Source organism: Afipia sp. GAS231 (assembly GCF_900103365.1).
GTDB lineage: Bacteria > Pseudomonadota > Alphaproteobacteria > Rhizobiales > Xanthobacteraceae > Bradyrhizobium.
On the sequence record NZ_LT629703.1, the window covers coordinates 4,652,499 to 4,672,478 of the forward strand.

General features: G+C 65.1%; 21 protein-coding genes, 1 tRNA gene and 1 pseudogene. 19 read left to right on the forward strand and 4 right to left on the reverse strand.

Annotated elements, in window-relative coordinates:
• The first annotated feature begins 84 nt into the window (after nucleotides 1–84).
• The 16 genes from BLS26_RS21885 to BLS26_RS21960 all read left to right on the forward strand — a co-directional run bounded on the left by BLS26_RS21885 (nucleotide 85) and on the right by BLS26_RS21960 (nucleotide 12,816).
• Nucleotides 85–1,791, forward strand: a complete 1,707-nt coding sequence (locus BLS26_RS21885) for an FAD-dependent oxidoreductase (RefSeq protein WP_092518360.1) — start codon at nucleotides 85–87, stop codon at nucleotides 1,789–1,791.
• Between the two features lie 62 nt (nucleotides 1,792–1,853).
• Nucleotides 1,854–2,162 (forward strand): EthD family reductase, encoded by a 309-nt coding sequence (locus tag BLS26_RS21890; protein WP_092514568.1) that lies wholly within the window; start codon nucleotides 1,854–1,856, stop codon nucleotides 2,160–2,162.
• Nucleotides 2,163–2,166: 4 nt separating this feature from the next.
• Nucleotides 2,167–2,478, forward strand: a complete 312-nt coding sequence (locus BLS26_RS21895; protein ID WP_092514570.1) for a UBP-type zinc finger domain-containing protein — start codon at nucleotides 2,167–2,169, stop codon at nucleotides 2,476–2,478.
• 180 nt (nucleotides 2,479–2,658) lie between these two features.
• Nucleotides 2,659–3,159, forward strand: coding sequence for a hypothetical protein (locus tag BLS26_RS21900; protein ID WP_092514572.1), 501 nt, complete (start codon nucleotides 2,659–2,661; stop codon nucleotides 3,157–3,159).
• Nucleotides 3,160–3,282: 123 nt separating this feature from the next.
• The gene (locus BLS26_RS21905) at nucleotides 3,283–4,107 is read left to right on the forward strand and encodes an alpha/beta fold hydrolase (RefSeq protein WP_092514574.1); all 825 of its coding nucleotides are present in this window, start codon (nucleotides 3,283–3,285) and stop codon (nucleotides 4,105–4,107) included.
• Entirely contained in the window at nucleotides 4,104–4,763 is a 660-nt protein-coding gene (locus BLS26_RS21910) for an NAD(P)H-binding protein (protein ID WP_092514576.1), read from the forward strand. Before BLS26_RS21905 ends, BLS26_RS21910 begins: the two co-directional genes overlap by 4 nt.
• A gap of 193 nt (nucleotides 4,764–4,956) precedes the next feature.
• Entirely contained in the window at nucleotides 4,957–6,246 is a 1,290-nt protein-coding gene (gene murA / locus BLS26_RS21915) for a UDP-N-acetylglucosamine 1-carboxyvinyltransferase (RefSeq protein WP_092514578.1), read from the forward strand.
• Between the two features lie 32 nt (nucleotides 6,247–6,278).
• Entirely contained in the window at nucleotides 6,279–6,734 is a 456-nt protein-coding gene (locus BLS26_RS21920) for a DUF2948 family protein (RefSeq protein WP_092514580.1), read from the forward strand.
• 166 nt (nucleotides 6,735–6,900) lie between these two features.
• A complete protein-coding gene (gene hisD / locus BLS26_RS21925; RefSeq protein WP_092514582.1) occupies nucleotides 6,901–8,196 on the forward strand; it encodes a histidinol dehydrogenase in 1,296 nt (431 codons plus the stop codon).
• Nucleotides 8,193–8,696, forward strand: a complete 504-nt coding sequence (locus BLS26_RS21930; RefSeq protein WP_092514584.1) for a UPF0262 family protein — start codon at nucleotides 8,193–8,195, stop codon at nucleotides 8,694–8,696. Before hisD ends, BLS26_RS21930 begins: the two co-directional genes overlap by 4 nt.
• Nucleotides 8,697–8,729: 33 nt before the next feature.
• A complete protein-coding gene (locus BLS26_RS21935; protein WP_092514586.1) occupies nucleotides 8,730–9,197 on the forward strand; it encodes a low molecular weight phosphatase family protein in 468 nt (155 codons plus the stop codon).
• A 257-nt stretch (nucleotides 9,198–9,454) separates the two neighbouring features.
• On the forward strand, nucleotides 9,455–10,078 hold the full coding sequence (locus BLS26_RS21940) for a Maf-like protein (protein WP_092514587.1): 624 nt from the start codon (nucleotides 9,455–9,457) through the stop codon (nucleotides 10,076–10,078).
• 236 nt (nucleotides 10,079–10,314) lie between these two features.
• Nucleotides 10,315–10,497 carry a DNA gyrase inhibitor YacG gene (gene yacG / locus BLS26_RS21945; protein WP_092518361.1) on the forward strand — a complete coding sequence of 61 codons (183 nt, stop codon included), beginning with the start codon at nucleotides 10,315–10,317 and terminating at the stop codon, nucleotides 10,495–10,497.
• Nucleotides 10,498–10,656: 159 nt separating this feature from the next.
• Nucleotides 10,657–10,732, forward strand: a tRNA-Phe gene (locus BLS26_RS21950).
• A 157-nt stretch (nucleotides 10,733–10,889) separates the two neighbouring features.
• Nucleotides 10,890–11,495, forward strand: a complete 606-nt coding sequence (locus BLS26_RS21955) for a DUF6624 domain-containing protein (protein ID WP_092514589.1) — start codon at nucleotides 10,890–10,892, stop codon at nucleotides 11,493–11,495.
• Nucleotides 11,496–11,919: 424 nt separating this feature from the next.
• Nucleotides 11,920–12,816, forward strand: coding sequence for a CHAD domain-containing protein (locus BLS26_RS21960; RefSeq protein ID WP_092514591.1), 897 nt, complete (start codon nucleotides 11,920–11,922; stop codon nucleotides 12,814–12,816).
• 6 nt (nucleotides 12,817–12,822) lie between these two features.
• Here the strand turns inward: BLS26_RS21960 and BLS26_RS21965 are convergent.
• Nucleotides 12,823–13,557: pseudogene (locus BLS26_RS21965) on the reverse strand (lytic transglycosylase domain-containing protein); the annotation flags it as partial.
• A gap of 169 nt (nucleotides 13,558–13,726) precedes the next feature.
• Between BLS26_RS21965 and BLS26_RS21970 the strand changes: the two are divergent.
• Nucleotides 13,727–15,001 (forward strand): serine hydrolase, encoded by a 1,275-nt coding sequence (locus BLS26_RS21970; RefSeq protein ID WP_092514593.1) that lies wholly within the window; start codon nucleotides 13,727–13,729, stop codon nucleotides 14,999–15,001.
• Nucleotides 15,002–15,811: 810 nt separating this feature from the next.
• Here the strand turns inward: BLS26_RS21970 and BLS26_RS21975 are convergent.
• The 3 genes from BLS26_RS21975 to BLS26_RS21985 form a co-directional block, all read right to left on the reverse strand.
• Nucleotides 15,812–16,072, reverse strand: a complete 261-nt coding sequence (locus BLS26_RS21975; RefSeq protein ID WP_092514595.1) for a DUF1488 domain-containing protein — start codon at nucleotides 16,070–16,072, stop codon at nucleotides 15,812–15,814.
• Nucleotides 16,073–16,426: 354 nt separating this feature from the next.
• Nucleotides 16,427–17,437: an aldo/keto reductase gene (locus BLS26_RS21980; RefSeq protein WP_092514597.1), complete on the reverse strand. Its 1,011-nt coding sequence runs from the start codon at nucleotides 17,435–17,437 to the stop codon at nucleotides 16,427–16,429.
• A 141-nt stretch (nucleotides 17,438–17,578) separates the two neighbouring features.
• On the reverse strand, nucleotides 17,579–18,004 hold the full coding sequence (locus tag BLS26_RS21985; protein WP_092518362.1) for a PaaI family thioesterase: 426 nt from the start codon (nucleotides 18,002–18,004) through the stop codon (nucleotides 17,579–17,581).
• Between the two features lie 81 nt (nucleotides 18,005–18,085).
• Between BLS26_RS21985 and BLS26_RS21990 the strand changes: the two genes are divergently transcribed.
• A complete protein-coding gene (locus BLS26_RS21990) occupies nucleotides 18,086–18,715 on the forward strand; it encodes a CoA pyrophosphatase (RefSeq protein WP_092514599.1) in 630 nt (209 codons plus the stop codon).
• A 52-nt stretch (nucleotides 18,716–18,767) separates the two neighbouring features.
• Nucleotides 18,768–19,952 carry a hypothetical protein gene (locus BLS26_RS21995; RefSeq protein WP_092514601.1) on the forward strand — a complete coding sequence of 395 codons (1,185 nt, stop codon included), beginning with the start codon at nucleotides 18,768–18,770 and terminating at the stop codon, nucleotides 19,950–19,952.
• Nucleotides 19,953–19,980 lie beyond the last annotated feature (28 nt).

Sequence of the window (19,980 nt, forward strand, 5' to 3'; positions counted from 1 at the left end):
GTAGCGGTCGGGACAAACCCGATGACTCGTCGGGTGGCGTGCGGCATGTTCTCTTTTCCATTCTCTTGGTTTGTGGGCGACAACATGAGTGCAGACATCACGGCCGGTCCGGCGACCGGCGCAACCTCCTATGCGTTTCCACGCCTCGAACAGACGTTTCCGACGCTGACGCCGCACGAAATCGAGCGCATGCGCCGGTTCGGCGAGCCGCGCAGCTTCAAGCACGGCGAGGCCCTGTTCGAGACCGGCAAGCCGGGGCCCGGGATGTTCGTGGTGCTGTCCGGCCATGTCGCGATCACCCAGCGCGACGGCCTCGGCCACGTCACGCCGGTGATCGACCAGGGGCCGGGGCAATTCCTCGCCGAGATCGGCCAGCTCTCCGATCGCGTCGCGCTGGTCGACGGCCATGCCGAGGGCGATGTCGAAACGCTGCTGATACCACCGGAAAAACTGCGCGCGCTGCTGGTCGCGGAAGCCGATCTCGGCGAGCGCATCATGCGGGCGCTGATCCTGCGCCGGGTCAGCCTGATCCAGGGCGGCGTCGGCGGCCCGGTGCTGATCGGGCCGGCGTCGCTCGGCGACATGGCGCGGCTGCAGAATTTTCTCGCCCGCAACGGCCAGCCGCATCATCTGATCGATCCCGCCACCGACAAGGACGCCGCCGACCTCGTCGCGCGCTATTCGGCCTCGCGCGCCGATCTGCCGCTGGTGGTGTGTCCCGACGGCACCGTGCTGCGCAATCCGACCGAGACCGAGCTTGCGATGGCGATGGGCATGATCGGCAACCGCGCGCAGAACAAGCTCTATGACGTCGCCGTGGTCGGCTCTGGCCCGGCCGGCCTCGCCACCGCGGTCTATGCGGCGTCCGAAGGATTGTCGGTCGCGGTGTGCGACGCGCGGGCGTTCGGCGGCCAGGCCGGCGCCAGCGCGCGCATCGAAAACTATCTGGGATTTCCCACCGGCATTTCCGGCCAGGCGCTGGCCGGCCGCGCCTTCAACCAGGCGCAGAAGTTTGGCGCCGAGATGATGATCCCGGTTGCGATCACCTCGCTCGATTGTTCGAACCAGAGCGGCGCCTTTGCGCTGGCGACCGAATGCGGGCAGCAGTTGCGCGCGCGGTCGATCGTGGTGGCGAGCGGCGCGCGCTATCGCCGGCCGGAGATCGAAAATCTCGCGGCCTTCGAGGGCCGCGGCGTTTGGTACTGGGCGTCGCCGATCGAGGGCCGGCTGTGCGCGGGTCAGGACGTCGTGCTGGTCGGCGGCGGCAATTCGGCAGGCCAAGCCGCGGTGTTCCTGTCCGGTCACGCGCGCAAGGTCTATCTGGTGATCCGCGGCGGCGGGCTCGGAGCCAGCATGTCGCGCTATTTGATCGACCGCATCGAGGCCGCGCCGAATATCGAACTGATGTTCAACACCGAGGTGGTGGCGGTCGAGGGCAGCGACGGCTCGCTCGAACGGGTGCGCTGGCGCAGCCGCTTTGCGCCCGACGATGTCCACACCCTCGACATCCGCAATCTGTTTTTGTTCGTCGGCGCCGATCCCGCGACCGGCTGGCTCGCGGGCTGCGGCGTCACGCTCGACCGCGGCGGTTTCGTGGTGACGGGCGCGCAGTCCGAGCAGAACCACGGCCGCCCGGTGCCGCCGCTGGAGACATCGGTTCCCGGCGTGTTCGCGGTCGGCGACGTGCGCTCCGGATCGGTCAAGCGCGTCGGCGGCGCGATCGGCGAGGGCGCGCAGGTGGTGGCGGCGCTACACGGCTATCTGGCCGATGCCATGAAACCGGCGCTATAGTCCCAATTACTGTAATTCCAGTACTGATTGATACCGATACGACAACAAAAGGGAGAAGCGCCTTGGCCGACCTCGTTGTGCTCTACAAGACCCCGACCGATCCCGCCACCTTCGACAAATATTATGCCGACATCCACATTCCGCTCGCCAAGAAGCTTCCGGGCTTGCGGAAATACACCGTCAGCAAGGGACCGATCGCGACGCCGGCCGGCCCGTCGCCGCTGTACCTGATCGCGGTCCTGACCTTCGACAGCATGGCGGCCATTGGCGCTGCTTTCGCCAGCCCCGAAGGCAAGGTCACCGCGGCCGACGTGCCGAAATTCGCAACCGGCGGCGTCGAGATGAGCTTCTTCGAAACCGCCGAGGTATGACGCGATGGCGTCCAAAGGCTGCACGCATATCGCCGGCATCCGGGACGTCACGCCGAGCGCGCTCGGCTGCGAAGAGTGTCTGAAAATCGGAAGCCCGTGGCTGCATTTGCGGATCTGCCGCTCTTGCGGCCACGTCGGCTGCTGCGACGATTCCCCCAACAAGCACGCGACCGCGCACTTTCATGCCACCGGCCATCCCGTGATCGAAGGCTACGATCCGCCGGAAGGCTGGGGCTGGTGCTATGTCGACGAAGTCGTGTTCGATCTGTCGAAGCGAAAGACGCCGCACAACGGTCCGATCCCGCGCTACTACTAGGATCGGCTGTTGCTGCCGCGATTTGTGACAGGCGTGCAAACATTTGATGCAGCTTGCGACTTTCGTTGATGCGCGTGCGCCGGCGTGCATGCGTGCGTTGTCTGAGCGACGGGTGATGCATCTGGCAATTTGGTTTCCTCCGTCGTAACCTTGGACAGGTTCTAAAAACGGGGGCGCGTCATGATACTGGGTATGAGCTTGTCTACGTTCGTTCTGGTCCACACCATCATCAGCATCATCGCCATCGTCGCGGGCTTTATCGTGATGTTCGGCATGCTCAAGTCGACGCGGCCGGGCGGCCTCGCCGCAATCTTCCTGCTGCTGACGATCCTGACCAGCGCGACCGGCTTTCTGATCCCGCCGCTGGTGTCCGACAAGCTGCTGCCGTCGCACATCATCGGCGCGCTCTCGCTGGTGCTGCTCTTGATCGCCTGCATCGCACTCTATGCCATGAAGCTGTCGGGTTCGTGGCGCTGGATCTATGCGGTCACCGCACTGCTGGCGCTGTACTTCAACACCTTCGTGCTGGTCATTCAGGGCTTCCTGAAGATTCCGGCACTGACCGCGATCGCACCGGGCAACCCGCCGTCGGGACCGGTGTTCGCGGTGGTGCAGGGCGTCGTGCTGGTGTTCTTGGTGCTGATGATCATCGGCGCGGTCAGGCGCTTCCGGCCGGTGTAGCTAACGTCGTTCCGGGGCGATGCGCAGCATCGAACCCGGAAGTTCGAGATTCCGGGTTCGACGCTTTGCGTCGCCCCGGAATGACGTCGTAACTAGATGACGGCGTAACCCGAGGAGTCCCCCATGCCCACCATCACCACCAAAGACGGCGTCGAGATTTTCTACAAGGACTGGGGCAAGGGTCAGCCGATCGTGTTCAGCCACGGCTGGCCGCTGTCGTCCGACGACTGGGACACGCAGATGCTGTTCTTCCTCAACAACGGCTTTCGCGTCATCGCCCACGATCGCCGCGGCCACGGCCGCTCGACCCAGACCGGCGACGGCCACGACATGGATCATTATGCCGACGATCTGGCGGCGCTGACCGCGCATCTCGATCTCAAGAACGCGGTTCACGTCGGTCATTCCACCGGCGGCGGCGAGGTGGTGCACTATATCGCCCGTCACGGCGAGAGCCGGGTGGCGAAGGCCGCGATCATTTCGGCGGTGCCGCCGCTGATGCTGCAGACGCCGGCCAATCCCGGCGGCCTGCCGAAGTCGGTGTTCGACGGACTGCAGGCGGCGCTTGCCGCCAATCGCTCGATCTTCTATCGCGACCTGCCGTCCGGTCCGTTCTATGGCTACAACCGGCCCGGCGCCAAGCCCTCCGAGGCCGTGATCGAGAATTGGTGGCGGCAGGGCATGATGGGCGGCGCCAAAGCGCATTACGACGGCATCGTTGCGTTCTCGCAGACCGATTTCACCGAGGACCTCAAGAAGATCACCGTGCCGGTGCTGGTGATGCATGGCGACGACGACCAGATCGTGCCTTACGCCGACTCCGGGCCGTTGTCGGCCAAGCTTCTGAAGAACGGCACGCTGAAGACCTACAAGGGTTTTCCGCACGGTATGCCGACCACGGAAGCCGCGACCATCAATGCCGACCTGCTGGCGTTCATCACATCATGAAAGTGATTTTGTTCGGCGCCACCGGCATGGTTGGCCAAGGCGTGCTGCGCGAATGCCTGGTCGATGCCGGCGTCGAGCGCGTGCTGGTGGTCGGGCGCAGCCCGACCGGATTGCAGAATCCCAAGCTAAGGGAAGTTTTGCATGGCGACTTCACCAATTTCTCCGCGATCGAATCCGAGCTCACCGGATACGACGCCTGCTTCTTTTGCCTCGGCGTCTCTTCCGTCGGCATGGATCCAGAGCGCTACCGTCATCTGACCTATGACATCACCATGGCAGCGGCGACGACCTTGGTGCGGCTCAACCCGAACATGGTGTTCACCTACGTCACCGGCCGCAGCACGGATTCGACGGAGCAGGGCCCGGTGCGCTGGGCGCGCGTCAAGGGCAAGACCGAGAACGATCTGCTCAAACTGCCGTTCAAGGCGGCTTACATGTTCCGCCCCGCCGGCATCCAGCCGCTGCACGGCGTGCGCTCCAAGACCGGCTGGGTCAACGCGATCTATGTCGTGGCCGCGCCGTTGCTGTCATATCTCGCGCGCACCCGGCCGCAGGTCATGACAACAAGCGAAAAGCTCGGCCGCGCCATGATCAGCGTGGCGCGATCAGGCTATCCGAAACCGATTCTGGAGAGCGAGGATATCAACGGGTTCTGAGCTGTCATTCCGGGGCAGTCCGCAGGACTGAACCCGGAAGTTCGAGATTATAACCTCTAGATTCCGGGTTCGCGCTTCGCGCGCCCCGGAATGACGGTGGTGACGGTGCACCCCATCAAATAGCCTTAAATGTTCCGGCTTTTGCCGTGGTCTTTCGGACTCTATAGTTTGTGCATAGCAGGGGATTTTGCGTATGGACCGCATTCGTATTGTCGGCGGCAGCAAGCTCAACGGCACCATCGCCATTTCAGGCGCGAAGAATGCGGCGCTGCCGCTGATGATCGCGGGGCTGTTGACCGAAGAAACACTGATCCTCGACAACGTGCCGCGGCTCGCCGACGTCGCGCAGTTGCAGCGCATTCTCGGTAACCACGGCGTCGACATCATGTCGGCGGGCAAGCGGCCCGGCGACCGCGAATATCAGGGCCAGACCCTGCACATCTCGGCGGCTGACATCATCGACACCACGGCGCCCTACGAACTGGTGTCGCGGATGCGCGCCAGCTTCTGGGTGATCGCGCCGCTATTGGCGCGTATGCATGAAGCCAAAGTGTCGCTGCCGGGCGGCTGCGCCATCGGCACGCGCCCCGTGGATCTCTTGATCATGGCGCTGGAAAAACTCGGCGCCGAACTCGTCATCGACGGCGGCTATGTGGTCGCGAAAGCCCCCGGCGGTCTGCGCGGCGCTGCGATCGATTTTCCCAAGGTGACGGTCAGCGGCACCCACGTGGCGCTGATGGCGGCGACGCTTGCGAAGGGCACCACGGTTATCACCAACGCCGCCTGCGAGCCCGAGATAACGGACGTCGCCGATTGCCTCAACAAGATGGGCGCGCGGATCGAAGGCGCCGGCACGCCGCGCATTACCGTCGAGGGCGTCGAGAAATTGCATCGTGCGCGACACACCGTGCTGCCTGACAGGATCGAGGCCGGCACCTATGCGATGGCGGTCGCGATGACCGGCGGCGAGGTGCAGCTCGCCGGCGCGCGGCCCGAGCTGCTACAGTCGGCGCTCGACGTGCTGACCGAGGCCGGCGCGGTCATATCGGTCAACCCTGAAGGCATCCGCGTCAGCCGCAACGGCGCCGGCATCCGGCCCGTAAAAGTGTCGACCGCGCCGTTCCCGGGTTTTCCCACCGATCTGCAGGCGCAACTGATGGCGCTGATGGCCTGCGCCGGCGGCGCCTCGGAGATAACCGAGACGATTTTCGAGAACCGCTTCATGCATGTGCAGGAACTGGCGCGGTTCGGCGCCAAGATCGCGCTCGACGGCGAGACCGCGACCATCGACGGCACCGCCACGCTGCGCGGCGCGCCTGTCATGGCGACCGACCTGCGCGCCTCGGTGTCGCTGGTGATCGCCGGCCTTGCCGCCGAGGGCGAAACCATGGTCAACCGGATCTATCACCTCGACCGCGGTTTTGAGCGGCTGGAGGAAAAACTGTCGGCCTGCGGCGCGTCGATCCAGCGCATCAGCGATTAGGATACGCACAAAAGTAAAGATAAGGTCTCGGGATGCCGGCGCCGGAACAGCTTAGATTGATTGCGCTCGACGCCGACGATCTCTCGGTGATTTCGGCCCATGTGCAGGACGCCCGCGTGCAGGCCTCCGACATCGTCTGGCGGCAGGACGAGAAACGCCTGGTGGTCGGCATGTCCAGGCTGGACTGGGAGCAGACCCTGTCCGGCGGAACCGCCCCGCGTCGGCTGATCGCGGCCCTGCGGTTCGACCGGGTGCTGGCCTGCAAGTCGCGCAACATCGACCTGGGGGCGCCAAACGCGGTGCTGGAACTGGTCGGGATCGAATTCCACCCCACTGAGCCCCCCGGCGGCAGCGCGCTGTTGCTGTTCAACCATGGCGGGGCGCTGCGGCTGGACGTCGAGTGCCTGGAATGCGAGCTGACCGACCTCGGCGACGACGATCTCGGCACCAGCGGCGTGGACGCGGAATCGTCCGGGTTGGGGGCGTGAGGGGTAGTGTCATTCCGGGGCGATGCGAAGCATCGAACCCGGAATCTCGAGATTCCGGGTTCGGTCCTGCGGACCGCCCCGGAATGACACCCCGGAGGGTTGACGACCCCCAGCCGCCGCGCCATTGAGCATAGACCTCTGGATTACATCCCGTCAGAAAGCCGCCATGCCCGTTCGCCTCGACAGAAACAGCGCCGATTTCGACGCGCGGTTTGCGGCGTTTCTCGCCGCCAAGCGTGAAGTCTCCGCCGATGTCGAGCGGGCGACCCGCGCCATCGTCGACGACGTCGCGGCCCGTGGCGACGCCGCCCTGATCGAGGCGACGAAAAAGTTCGACCGGCTCGAGATCGCGACCGGGGCCTTGCGTGTCACCGCGGCCGAGGTCGACGCGGCGGTAAAGGCCTGCGACGCCAAGACCCTCGATGCACTGAAATTCGCAGCCGAGCGGATCGAACTGTTCCACCGCCGCCAGTTGCCGAAAGACGAACGCTTCACCGATGCGCTCGGGGTCGAACTCGGCTGGCGCTGGAGCGCGATCGATGCGGTCGGGCTCTATGTGCCCGGCGGCACCGCGGCCTATCCGTCCTCGGTGCTGATGAACGCGGTGCCGGCGCGCGTCGCCGGCGTGCCCCGCGTCGTGATGGTGGTGCCGTCGCCCGACGGCAAGCTCAATCCGCTGGTGCTGGCGGCTGCACACCTCGGCGGTGTTTCCGAAATCTACCGCGTCGGCGGCGCGCAGGCCGTGGCTGCGCTCGCCTATGGCACCGCGACCATTGCGCCGGTCGCCAAAATCGTCGGCCCCGGCAACGCCTATGTCGCCGCCGCCAAGCGGCAGGTGTTCGGCAAGGTCGGCATCGACATGATCGCCGGCCCCTCCGAAGTGCTCGTCATCGCCGACGAGACCGGCAATGCCGGCTGGATCGCGGCGGATCTCTTGGCGCAGGCCGAGCATGACGCCAGCGCACAGTCGATCCTGATCACGGATAGCGCCGCATTGGCGGATGACGTCGAACGCGCGGTGGAATCGCAACTCGCGACCTTGCCGCGTGCGGCGATCGCGCGGACCTCGTGGAACGATTTCGGCGCCGTCATTCTGGTGAAAACGCTGGACCAGGCGGTCGATCTCGCCAACGCCATCGCCGCCGAACATCTGGAGATCATGACCGCGGACGCCGAAGCCTTGTCGGCAAAGGTCCGCAATGCCGGCGCGATCTTCCTCGGGCCCCATACGCCGGAGGCGATCGGCGATTATGTCGGCGGCTCCAACCATGTGCTGCCCACCGCGCGTTCGGCGCGGTTCTCGTCCGGCCTTGGCGTGCTAGACTTCATGAAGCGCACCTCGATTCTCAAATGCGGGCCCGACCAATTGCGCGCGCTGGGGCCCGCCGCGATGACCTTGGGGAAAGCGGAAGGTCTCGATGCCCATTCACGCTCCGTCGGATTGCGTCTCAATTTGTCATGACCAAACCGCCACCAGACGAGGACGCCCAGAACCGCATCGTGGCGGTGACGCTCGACGAGGAATCGATCGGGCGTTCCGGGCCTGACATCGAGCATGAGCGCGCGATCGCGATCTACGACCTGATCGAGCAGAACCTGTTCGCGCCGGAAGGCGCCACCGACGGCCCGTTCGCCTTGCATCTGGCCATCACCGGCAACCGGCTGGCGTTCGACATCCGCCGCGAGGACGGCACGCCCGTGGTGGCGCATCTGTTGTCGCTGACGCCGTTCCGGCGGATCGTGAAGGACTACTTCATGATCTGCGACAGCTACTACCAGGCGATCCGCACCGCCACGCCCGACAAGATCGAGGCCATCGACATGGGCCGCCGCGGCATCCATGACGAAGGCTCGCGCACGCTGCAGGAGCGGCTGAAGGGCAAGGTAAGGATCGATTTCGAAACCTCGCGGCGGCTGTTCACGCTGATCTGCGTTCTGCACTGGAAGGGGCAAGACGCATGACCCCGTCGGGTGTAGAACGTTTCTGCAAATAGCATGGTGGCGCCGCCGGGCGCGCGCAATCCGCAAGCCGTGTTGTTCGCATGCGGCTTCAACAGCGTGCGTTCGCCGATGGCCGAGAGCCTGCTGAAGCAGATGTTTCCCCACGCGCTCTATGTGAAGTCCGCCGGCGTGCGGAAGGGCGAGCTCGATCCGTTCGCGGTCGCGGTGATGGCCGAACTCGGCCAGGATATTTCCGGCCACAAGCCGATGACGTTTGCGGAACTGGAGGACTGGGAGGGGCTCAACTTCGACCTCATCATCACGCTGTCGCCCGAAGCCCATCACAAGGCGCTGGAGCTGACGCACACGGTGGCCGCCGATGTCGAATACTGGCCGACGCCGGACCCGACCACGCTGGAAGGCAGCCGCGAGCAGAAGCTCGGCGCCTATCGCGAGGTCTGCGACGGCCTGATGATGCGGATCCGCCGGCGGTTCGCGAAGGCGGGCGCAGCGAACGAGTAGCCCGTCGTCCCCGCCTAGTGCGCAATTGCGCACGGGGCGCGGGGACCCATACGCCGCGGCGGTGCAAGTTGAGGCAGTGCCAGTCGCCGCTGTCATCCCTACGACACCCGCCTGTGGTTATGGGTCCCTGCGTTCGCAGGGACGACAGAAGATTCGTAGTTCCCTCAATCACTTGTTCCCCGGTTGTGGAATGCAGCCCCTTCCGATAGGTTCCGCGCGCGCTCGCCCCCCGAATCCTCTTCTTCGACGAATCCCGCATGCTTGGCCGTCCCAAACTTGTTCTCGCTTCCGGTTCGCCGCGACGGCTGAGCCTGCTCAACCAGGCCGGCATCGAGCCCGACGCGCTGCGTCCCGCCGACGTCGATGAGACCCCGAAGCGGGGCGAACTGCCGCGCGCCTGCGCCAACCGCCTCGCAAGAGCAAAAGCCGACGCGGCGCTCAAATCCGTCCAGCTCGACGACGAACTGCGCGGCTCCTTCATTCTCGCCGCCGACACCGTGGTCGCGGTCGGCCGCCGCATCCTGCCCAAGGCCAACCTGGTCGACGAGGCCGCGCAGTGCCTGCGGCTGCTGTCGGGCCGCAACCACCGCGTCTACACCGCGGTGTGCCTGGTGACGCCGAAGGAAGCGTTCCGCCAGCGCCTGATCGAGACCCGCGTGCGCTTCAAGCGCCTCAGCGAGGACGACATCCAGGCCTATATCGGCTCCGGCGAATGGCGCGGCAAAGCCGGCGGCTACGCGGTGCAGGGCATCGCCGGATCGTTCGTGGTCAAGATGGTCGGCTCCTACAGCAACATCGTCGGCCTGCCGCTCTACGAATCGATCACGCTGCTCGGCGGCGAAGGTTTCCCGATCCGCTTCGGCTGGTTGAATGCCAGCTAACGCGGCGCAGGCGTGAGTGTTGTAGTTTCCCCGTTTCTGCTTACCTCTCCCGCTCTTGCTTACCTCTCCCGCTTGCGGGGGAGGTCGACCCGCGCGTAGCGCGGGGCGGGTGGGGGCTCTTTCAACACGGGCAGCGTGACTCGCGGCGGCACCCCCACCCCAACCCTCCCCCGCAAGCGGGAGAGGGAGCTCGGCGGCCACCGCCCAGCCTCAACATCGTGTAAACTCCCACCATGATGCCAACCGAATCCCCCAAAACCGCCGCCACCCCGAAACCCTGCCCGGAATGCGGCAAGCCGGCGAATCCCGCCACCCTGCCATTCTGTTCCCCCCGCTGCCGCGACGTCGACCTGAACCGCTGGCTCTCCGGCTCCTACGTCATCCCCGGCAAGGAGACCGACCCGGAAGACGCCGAATAAGCCTGATTCTGGAGGCATTTGGCGGACGGGCCGCGCCCGGGCTGGCCGAACTCCAAAGGCGGGCTTGCCACGCCGAAGCCGCAGGCGAAGGCGGGTGGACAGCGTCCCCCGACCCCACTATAAACCGCCCGCTCGGCACGTCTTTGGCTGCCTGAGTATGCCCAGGTAGCTCAGTTGGTAGAGCATGCGACTGAAAATCGCAGTGTCGGTGGTTCGATCCCGCCCCTGGGCACCACGCTTCGCCCTTCGGGCTTCGCGTGGCGCAGCCACCAAGAAGCCGAAGGGCGAAGCGTGCCCGGCATAGCCCGAAGGGCGACGACGGGCTGATCTCCAAACGAACTTGGCATCATTCGCGATTGCTTCTGCGCCTCGCCTGCTCAAGGTAATTCAGGATGGATTGCAGAATTGCAGACGAACTCATCGCCATGGCGGAACTTGACCGGAAGGTCGGTGACGAGCTGGCGGCATCGGGCGCGCTATACGAGGGCTATCATCCACGTATGGCCGTTGTTCACGAGAACAACGCTTTGCGGCTCCAGGCGATCATGGCTCAGGTCGGATGGCCGACGGAGCGCCTGGTCGGCAAACGAGCCGCAACGGCCGCCTGGCTGATCGCTCAGCACGCCATTTCGCAGCCGGAATTCCAGCGCTCCTGCCTTACGTTTCTTGCCGAGGCCGCGCGCGAGCACGCGGTCCCGCTCTGGCAGCCAGCCATGCTGGAAGACAGAATCCGCGTGTTCGAAAACAGGCCGCAGCGCTACGGCACGCAGCTCAAGCCCGATGCGCATGGCAACATGCGGCCCCACGCGATTGAGGATCCGGAAACAGTGGATGAACGACGTCACGCTGTCGGTCTCGAACCGCTCGCTGAAATTCTTGCCCGTGCAAAACCGCAGCCCTTGCCAGCCGACCGTGAACGCTTTGAACGCGACTATCAGAAGTGGCTCATTGAAGTCGGCTGGCGCAGACGTTCGGAGCCAAATAAGGGATCAGCATGAGCGCGAACGGGCCTCGGTGACGCCGCTGAGATGGACGATGCCGTCGCGCACGATGACGTTGAGGCCGAACGGGCTCCCGTCGTTGTTCTCGATCGCGGCAACGATGCGGCTGCGGATCTGATGACGGCGCCTCCGAGGTAATTCTTACGAGGTATTTATGGAGGCAGTCTTGGGCTGGCGCAGCGCTTCCGTCCATGGGCAGAATGCCATGCAAGAGGAGGCGGGTCGGCGATGTTTGACGAGGATCAGGCCGGAGGCGGTTGCTCCGGCTAGGCTGTGCACGCTGGCATGAGGATGGCGGACGAGATGCACCCCAGGGTCCCGACCGGATGGCGCGTGGCGCAGATCATCGGCGCCGCAGGGCTGCAGCCATGGCGACGTCATCGTCAGCCGGCGTGTCCGGTCTCGCATTGGGCGTGGGCCGATGACGCAGGCCGATAAAGCCAAAGCATCCGGCCGGCGCAAGGCCGTCGCGGTGGCCCGCCCCGATTGTGCGACCGTCTTTCAGAAGATCGCGCAGGATTGCGTTGCCAGCATCAAGGCGCATCACGGCAGCGCGTGTGCCGGCGATGCCGAGGCCGTGCACCTGATCCGCGTCGCCATCACCCGGTTGCGCGCTACGGTGTCGTTCTTCGCGCCGATTGCCGCCGACGCGGAATGGCTCCGCCTGAAACAGGAAATCGCCTGGCTCAACGTCTCGCTCGGCGCCGCGCGCGACAGCGATGTGATGGTGGAGTATGCACGCCGCAGGCGCTATCGGGCTTGGGCCGGTCGCGTCATCGGTGCGGATCTCGATCGGCGACGGACGCAGGATCATCGGCGGCTGGTGCGCTGCCTGCGCTCGGCCCGCGCCCGGCGCCTGATCGATGCGCTGGCGGTCTGGACCCGGCAGGGGCCGTGGCTGGCGCGCTGGGAAGCGGCCGCCCGCCGCGGCGACGCTGAGCCGCTGCAAGCCTATTGCGGGCGCGAACTCAATCGCTGGCGCGAGCGGTTGATCCGCAAGGGAAAGGATCTTGCGAGCTTGAACACCGCGCGCCGTCATCACCTCCGGATCAGGGCCAAGCGCTTCCGCTATATGCTGGAAGCGTTGACGGATATCGTTGCGATGCGCAGCCGTGCCGAGCTTCGTCATATGCACCGTGCGGCAAAACGGCTGCAGCGCACGTTGGGCGATCTGCGCGACCTCAGGCGTTTTGCCAGGCTGTCGCCATCGGCAGACAAACGGGCCAAGCGCCCGCCGGGCTATCGCCGCCAACGGGAAAAGCTCGGAAATGCCGCGGCCGGGGCCTGGCGCGACCTGAAGCAGGCGGGCGCGTGCTGACGTCCCTCACTGCCCCCCATCGATCTGCCGTCCCATCAGCGCGATCGCCTTCTGATAAACCCCCGCCGCATTCCAGGCTTCGATCGCCGCAAAGTTCGGTTCGCCCGGCTGATAGCCGGCGCCGGCGCGCCAGCCGTGGGCGCGGAGGAAGTTGGCGGTCGAGTTCAGCGCGTTGGCGGCGACATCGAGGTTGCCGGTGCCGTAGGCCAGAATGTTTTTCGGCATGAACTGGGTCTGGCCGACTTCGCCGTGCATCGAGCCGCGGGTGGCGCCGGACAGCGTGCCGCGATCGATCAGTTTCAGCGCGGCGTAGAGTTGCTCGGTGAAGAATTCCGGGCGGCGGCAGTCGTAGGCCAGGGTCGCGATCGACGACAGCATGTTCTGGTTGCCGCGCTGGCTGCCGAAGCCGCTCTCCATGCCCCAGATCGCAATCAGCGGTCCCGGCGGCACGCCGTAGCGCGCCTGGATCGAGGCGAACAATGCTGCCTGCGATTGCTTCAGCGAACGGCCGCGCGCGACGATGGTCGAGGCGCCGCGCTTGGCGAGGAACTGATCGAGCGAGAGACCAAAACTGCGCTGGCCGCGATCGGCGTTGATGGTCGCGCTCGCGTAACTGGTTTGCATCAGCGCTGATGTCGCCGTCGCGCCGACGCCCTTGGCGCTGGCCTCGCGGGCGAATTCGCTCTTCCAGGCCTCGAAGCCGCCCGGGCCGTTGCCGCATTGCGCGGCCTGCGCGCGTGAGCCGAGGGGGCCAGCATCGCCGAGGCGATGAACGCGATCGTCGCAAGCTTGTTACATCCGGGCATTTGCTGACTCCGTTGACCATCAGGCATTTAAGCATAAAGTCGGCGGGCGCATAAATCCCATAATAACAATCGCGCGGGCGCGATCCGCGCCCGGGGAGGATCCCATGAAGACGCCAATTGCCGCGGCTCTCGCCGCAGGCCTTGCTTTCGCCGTGACTTTCGATGTGGCACATGCCGGGCCGCTGCCCGAAGCGAAACCCGACGAGGTCGGATTCTCGCAGGCGGGGCTGGCGCGGATGGATGATTTCTTCGCCCGCGAGATCGCGGCGAAGCGCGTGCCTGGTGCGGTGGTCGCGATCGCCCGCGACGGCAAGCTGGTGCACTACAAGGCCTACGGCCAGCTCGATGCCGCCAAGGGCACGCCGATGCCAACAGATGCGATCTTCGCGCTGGCGTCGATGACCAAGCCGATGGCGGCGGTCGCAGGTCTCACGCTGATGGAGCAGGGCAGGTTGCCGCTGCAGGCCAAGCTTTCGGACTATTATCCTGGCTTCGCCAACATGATGGTCGGCAGCACGCAAGGCGACGGGGCGCTGAAGATGGATCCGCAGGCCTCGCCGATCGCGATCCACGACCTCTATCGCCACACCTCCGGCCTGATGTATGGCGGGCGGCCCGACAGTTCGAGCGCGGTGGCGCGGCTCTATCCGGACGGCACCGCGCCGGCGCTGGAGGGCGACACCCAGGCTTTCATCGATCGCATCACCAAGCTGCCGCTGGCGCACCAGCCGTCGACCGAGTTCGAATACGGCTTTTCGATCGACGTGCTCGGCGCCGTCGTCGAGAAGGTCAGCGAGCAGCGGCTCGGCGAATATCTGGCTGCGAATGTCTGGCAGCCGCTCGGCATGACCGACGCCACGTTCCATCCCTCGGACGCGCAACGCACCCGTCTCGCCCGTCCCTTTGCCAACGATCCGCTGACCGGCAAGCCGCAAGCCATCAAGCTGCTGGACGCGCCGACCAAATTCGACTGTGGCGGCGCCTGCTCGTTTGCGACCGTCGGCGACTACATCCGCTTCGGGCAGATGCTGCTCAACGGCGGCGAACTCGACGGCAAGCGCATCCTCGGCCCCAAGACCGTGCACCACATGACCTCCAATCACTTAGGTCCCGAGATCAAGAACAACGTCGCCAACATCGAGCCGCATCGCGCGGGCTTCGGTTTCGGCCTCGGCGTCGCGGTGCGCACCAGCGAGGGCCTGTCGTCCGTGCCGGGCAATCCCGGCGAATTCACCTGGAACGGCGCCTACGGCACGCAGTTCTTCTGCGATCCGAAGGAGCGTCTCGTTGTGGTGGTCGGAACCGCCGCGCCCGGCGAAATGCGGAAGTATTATCGCGAGCAGGTGCAGGACATCGTCTACGGGGCGATGGTGCGGTAAGCGACAGTTCGTAGGGTGGGTTAGGCGAAGCCGTAACCCACCGCTCTCGTTCGCCGCGGCAAGACCGTGGTGGGTTACGCTTCGCTAACCCACCCTACGAAGTTCGGCCACCGAGTCGCTCCCTCGCGCAAGAACGATGTTGAGCGAGCACCTGCGACAAAATGGCCCGACGGGCAAATCACCAAAAGTCTGTCCAGCCCTTCGGATAAAAATATTTCCGTTGAGCCGTCGGGCAAATCAGATTTAGGACTCCCGCCATCCTGTCCCGCCAGAGGGGCGCGTCGGCCGTCGTCGCAAACGAGGGGCAGGGAGCGGTGGACGTAAGGCAGCGACTGACGAGCGCGGCACTTGCGTACGGTGAAATCGTTTGGGTCCGACGCCCCGATGCAGGCGTCAAGTTCGAAGGCAGCCAACGCTGCCCGAGAGCGATGGTGTCACAAAAAGCAGGGTCACCAGGACGATCTCGTATAAGCCGTAAAGCCATTGCGCAGGGAAGGCCGGAGGCTTCCGCCAAACCTGTATGCTCGTGCGCAAATCTTGTTGCAACTATCGCGTACGAGACCGCGGGTGCGGCGCGCACCCGGTCTTCCCTGCGCCCTCTGAATTGAGAGGGTGAGGTTTTTCTTGCATAACTCCGGGCGCATCGCGCCGCGAGAAGGCGAAGTCGCGTTTGTAGGGTGGGTTAGCCGAAGGCGTAACCGACCGATGTCCGCAAAGAAAGTTGGTGGGTTACGCTTCGCTAACCCACCCTACGGCACTGAGGGCTGTTTGACAGTTGAATCGAATGACGTCGATCGCGGACGCACCGCGTCAGAAGTTGGCGACGCCGAGATCGTACGATCCGCGGCTTCCGCGCACGTAAACCTTCGCGGCTGCGGCGCATATTCTGTCGCGATTGGCGTCGAAGGCACGGAGGCAACCCGGTTCATCGAGTTGCGCGCCGGGCTGGATTCGCGCCAGCGCCGCCGCATTGACATAGAACGACGCCTCGATCGCGCTGTCGTGTCCCCAGAACCGCACCGCGCGGCGGGTGACGTCATAGGAGCGGCTGTGGTTCGGAAAATCGATCACAGGTGTTTTCACCAGTGACCGCGACGGCGACCCCAATAGCCACCGCCACCGAACAGCAGCACCACGACGACAATAAGCAGGATCATTTCCATGGGAATTCTCCACGGCGCCAACGGCTGTATTCGCCGCGCGCCAGGAATTCAACGGCCCATTCAGGACATTGTTCCCGGCAGACGGGAGTGCCGCTCTCACTTACCTCTCCCGCTTGCGGGGGAGGTCGACCCGCGCGTAGCGCGGGGCGGGTGGGGGAAGCTCTATCCACACGACAAGCTGCCTCGCTGAGGCACCCCCACCCCAGCCCTCCCCCGCAAGCGGGAGAGGGAGGGAGAAGAGACAGCGGTGCTTATTGTGCAATCACCCCGTCCGCGCCCGGCGTCCCTCGATCGGATAGCCGGGATCGTTGAACCCCGGCGTCGACGGATGCCCGCTCACCACCAGCCGGTCGATCAGCGCTTCATCTTCCGCGGTGAAGCGATAGTCGAGCGCTTTCACATAATCGTCCCACTGCTCCTCGGTGCGAGGTCCCGCGATCACGCCGGTGACGAACGACGAGTTCAGCACCCACGACACCGCGAATTGTCCGGCGGTGATGCCGCGCGCTTCGGCGTGCTGCTTGATCTCCTGCGCGAGCTGCAGCGATTCCGGGCGCCACTCGGTCTGCATCATGCGCTTGTCGGCGCGGCCGGCGCGGCTGTCCTTGTCGGGCGCGGCGTCAGGCGCGTATTTGCCGGTCAGCACGCCGCGCGCCAGCGGCGAATAGGGCACGATGCCGAGGCCGTAATAGCCGCAGGCCGGAAAGTGCTCGACCTCGGACATGCGGTTCATCGCGTTGTAATAGGGCTGGCTGACGATCGGGCGGTCGATGCCGTTCGCGTCACAGAGATTGCAGATCTCAGCGACGCGCCAGGCGCGGTAGTTCGAGACGCCGAAGTAGCGGATCTTGCCCTGCCGTATCAAATCGCCGATCGCCCGCACCGTCTCTTCGAGCGGCGTCGCATGGTCTTCCTTGTGCAGGTAATAGATGTCGATGAAGTCGGTGCCGAGCCGCTTCAGGCTGTCTTCCGCCGCCTGCAGCACCCAGCGCCGCGACAGCCCGCCATGGTTGGGATCGCCGCCGATCTGGTTGGCGAGTTTGGTGGCGAGAATCCAGTTCTGCCTGACATTCGCGATGGCGCGGCCGACCACCTTCTCGGAGTTGCCGCCATTATAGGCGTCGGCGCTGTCGATGAAATTGACGCCGGCCTCGCGCGCCTTCGCCACAATCCGCGACGACGTCGCCTCGTCGGTCGGCCCGCCGAACATCATGGTGCCCAGACAGATCGGCGAAATCTTCAGGCCGCTGCGGCCGAGGTTGCGATATTGCATGGGGTGGGTCCTCTTTTGTTTGCGGCACGAACCTTAGTGGCCGTCATTGCGAGCGAAGCGAAGCAATCCATCTCGCCACATCAAGAAAAAATGGATTGCTTCGTCGCTTCGCTCCTCGCAATGACGGGGGCGGCGTCTCCCTCAACTATCATTCTTCAAGATCTTGAACACACCGCTCGCCATCGCGATGACGCGCTTGTCGACCGTGACTTCGGTAGTGATGAAAATCAGGCTGCGGGTGGAGCGCACTACGTGTGGCCGCGACACCAGGAGTTCGCCGATCTTGCCGGACTCGACAAAGTGCACATCGAGCTGCACCGTCGCCAAAGTCGGCTTGCCGGAGACGTAGCGCGCGGTCATGCCGCAGCTGCGGTCCGCAAACGTCATCAGCACGCCGCCCTGCACCAGGCCGCGGCGGTTATGGTGCTTGTCCTCGGTCTGCAGCGCGTATTCGTGCTCGCTGTCGACCAGGCGTTCCCACAACGGGCCGATCAGATGCAGGAAACCGCTGGTTTCGACGATCTTCCAGCCGTCGGATTTGAGTTTGTCCGCGGCCTTGCTGGTCATGTCGTGATTTCCGTTGGTCTGGCGGGCTGTCATGCTGTCGGGGTCATTTCATCGGTCGCGCGTGTGTTGTAGTCAAGCGGGATGGTCAGGTCATTTGACGATACCACCCGGCGGAATATCGCAGAGCTCTGCGCCGCGTTCAGGCGCGAGCAGCCTGGCGGCGCCGCGCCGTCGCTGAAGCGGGCCGCGGTCGCGATCGCGCTCACGCAGGCCGAGCGGGGGGCGGGGACCGCGTTCCTGCTGACGCGACGGGCGGCAAGTCTGCGCGCGCATTCGGCGCAATGGGCGCTGCCGGGCGGCCGCTGCGACCCCGGCGAGACGCAGGCGCAGGCCGCATTGCGCGAGCTGCATGAAGAGCTCGGCGTCGAACTGGGGGAGGGCGACGTGCTGGGCCTGCTCGACGATTATCCGACCCGGTCCGGCTATCTGATCACGCCGGTCGTGGTCTGGGTGAGCACGCGCGCCGCAATCGCTCCGAACCCCGATGAGGTCGAGTCGGTGCACCACATTGGCCTGGAGCAGATCGAACGCGACGACGCGTTCTCCTTCACAAAAATCCCCGAAAGCACACGGCGCGTGATCCGCTTCCGCCTCGACGGCCAGCACATCCACGCGCCGACCGCGGCGCTGATCTATCAATTCCGCGAAATGCTGGCCGGCCGCGATACCCGGGTGGCCGAGCTGGAGCAGCCGGTGTTTGCGTGGAAATAGGGAATGACCTCTTGGGGGCTGACATCACGCGCGCGCTTGCTACAACGGAGCGATGCATCAGCCATTGATTCGCTTGGGCTTTGGAATTGTCGCGCTCGCGCTGCTGGGCGCGCCGCAGGCTGTGGCGACCGAGCCGTTGTCCGCCTCGACCGCCGATGCGATGGCGCAAGGGGCATCGCCGCAGGCCATCGCCGAGTATCGCCGCAAGCTCGGGGAATATCAGGCTGCCCGCGCCGAGTTCGAGGAGGTGGCCGGTCCCTATTGGGCTTCGATCACCGAGAAGCGGCGCGGCCGCAACGCCAAGCGGCGCGATCGCCAACAGATCACGCTCGACGATTACGTGCTGACCCACCCGCCGCTCTATACCGGGCCGAAGCGGCCGATCGATCCGGAACCGCAGGACGACGGCAAGCCGCGCGAGCGCAAGGCGATTCCCGTGGTGTCTGATCTGCTGCAGGCGGCGGCTCAGGAGTTCCAGTTCACGCCGCAACGCCCCGCCAGCGAAATGGAATTCAAGCGCGCCTATGCCCGCTACGCGCTGGCCTCGGGCCTGACGCGCGAGCAGGCGGTGCGGGTCTATTCGTTCGAGACCGGCGGCACCGGCAATTACGACGTCCAGGCCGGCATCGAGCATGGCGGCAAGCGCGCCATCTCCACCGCGATGGGCTACAACCAGCTGCTCACCACCAACAGCGTCGAGTTGATGGCAGAACAGGGCCGTGAGTTCGTCAAGGAATTGACGGCGAAGGCGGCCTCGTTGTCGGGGCCGGCGCGCAAGGCGATGGACCACAAGCTCGCGGTGCTGAAGAAGATGGTGGCGTTCACGCTCACCGTGCCGGACGACTGGTCGGCGCATGAAAAACTCGCCAATACGGCGCAGGGCTGGGCGGTGCACGCCATGGTGCTGGATATCGACGTCGGGCCGATGTTGCAGACCCACAAGCTTCTGACCTCGGTGATCTTCGCGCGCGCCAAGGGCTACAACCGCCCGCTGACCGCCGCCGAACTCGAAATGATGAACCTGACCGGCGACGGCACCGGACTCGATATGGTGACGATGCCGCAGGCGATGCGCGAGCAGGTGCCGACCTCGAATTTCTTCCAGCGCGGCGGCTACGAGCGCAATCCGGTCGCGATCCGCCACAACACGGTGGCGAAGCTGCTGGCGGTGACCGACGAGCGCATGGACTCCAACAGCAACAAGCCCGGCGCGAAGGAACTGGCGGCGGCGTTTTAGCTATCTTGTAGGGTGGGCAAAGCCAACG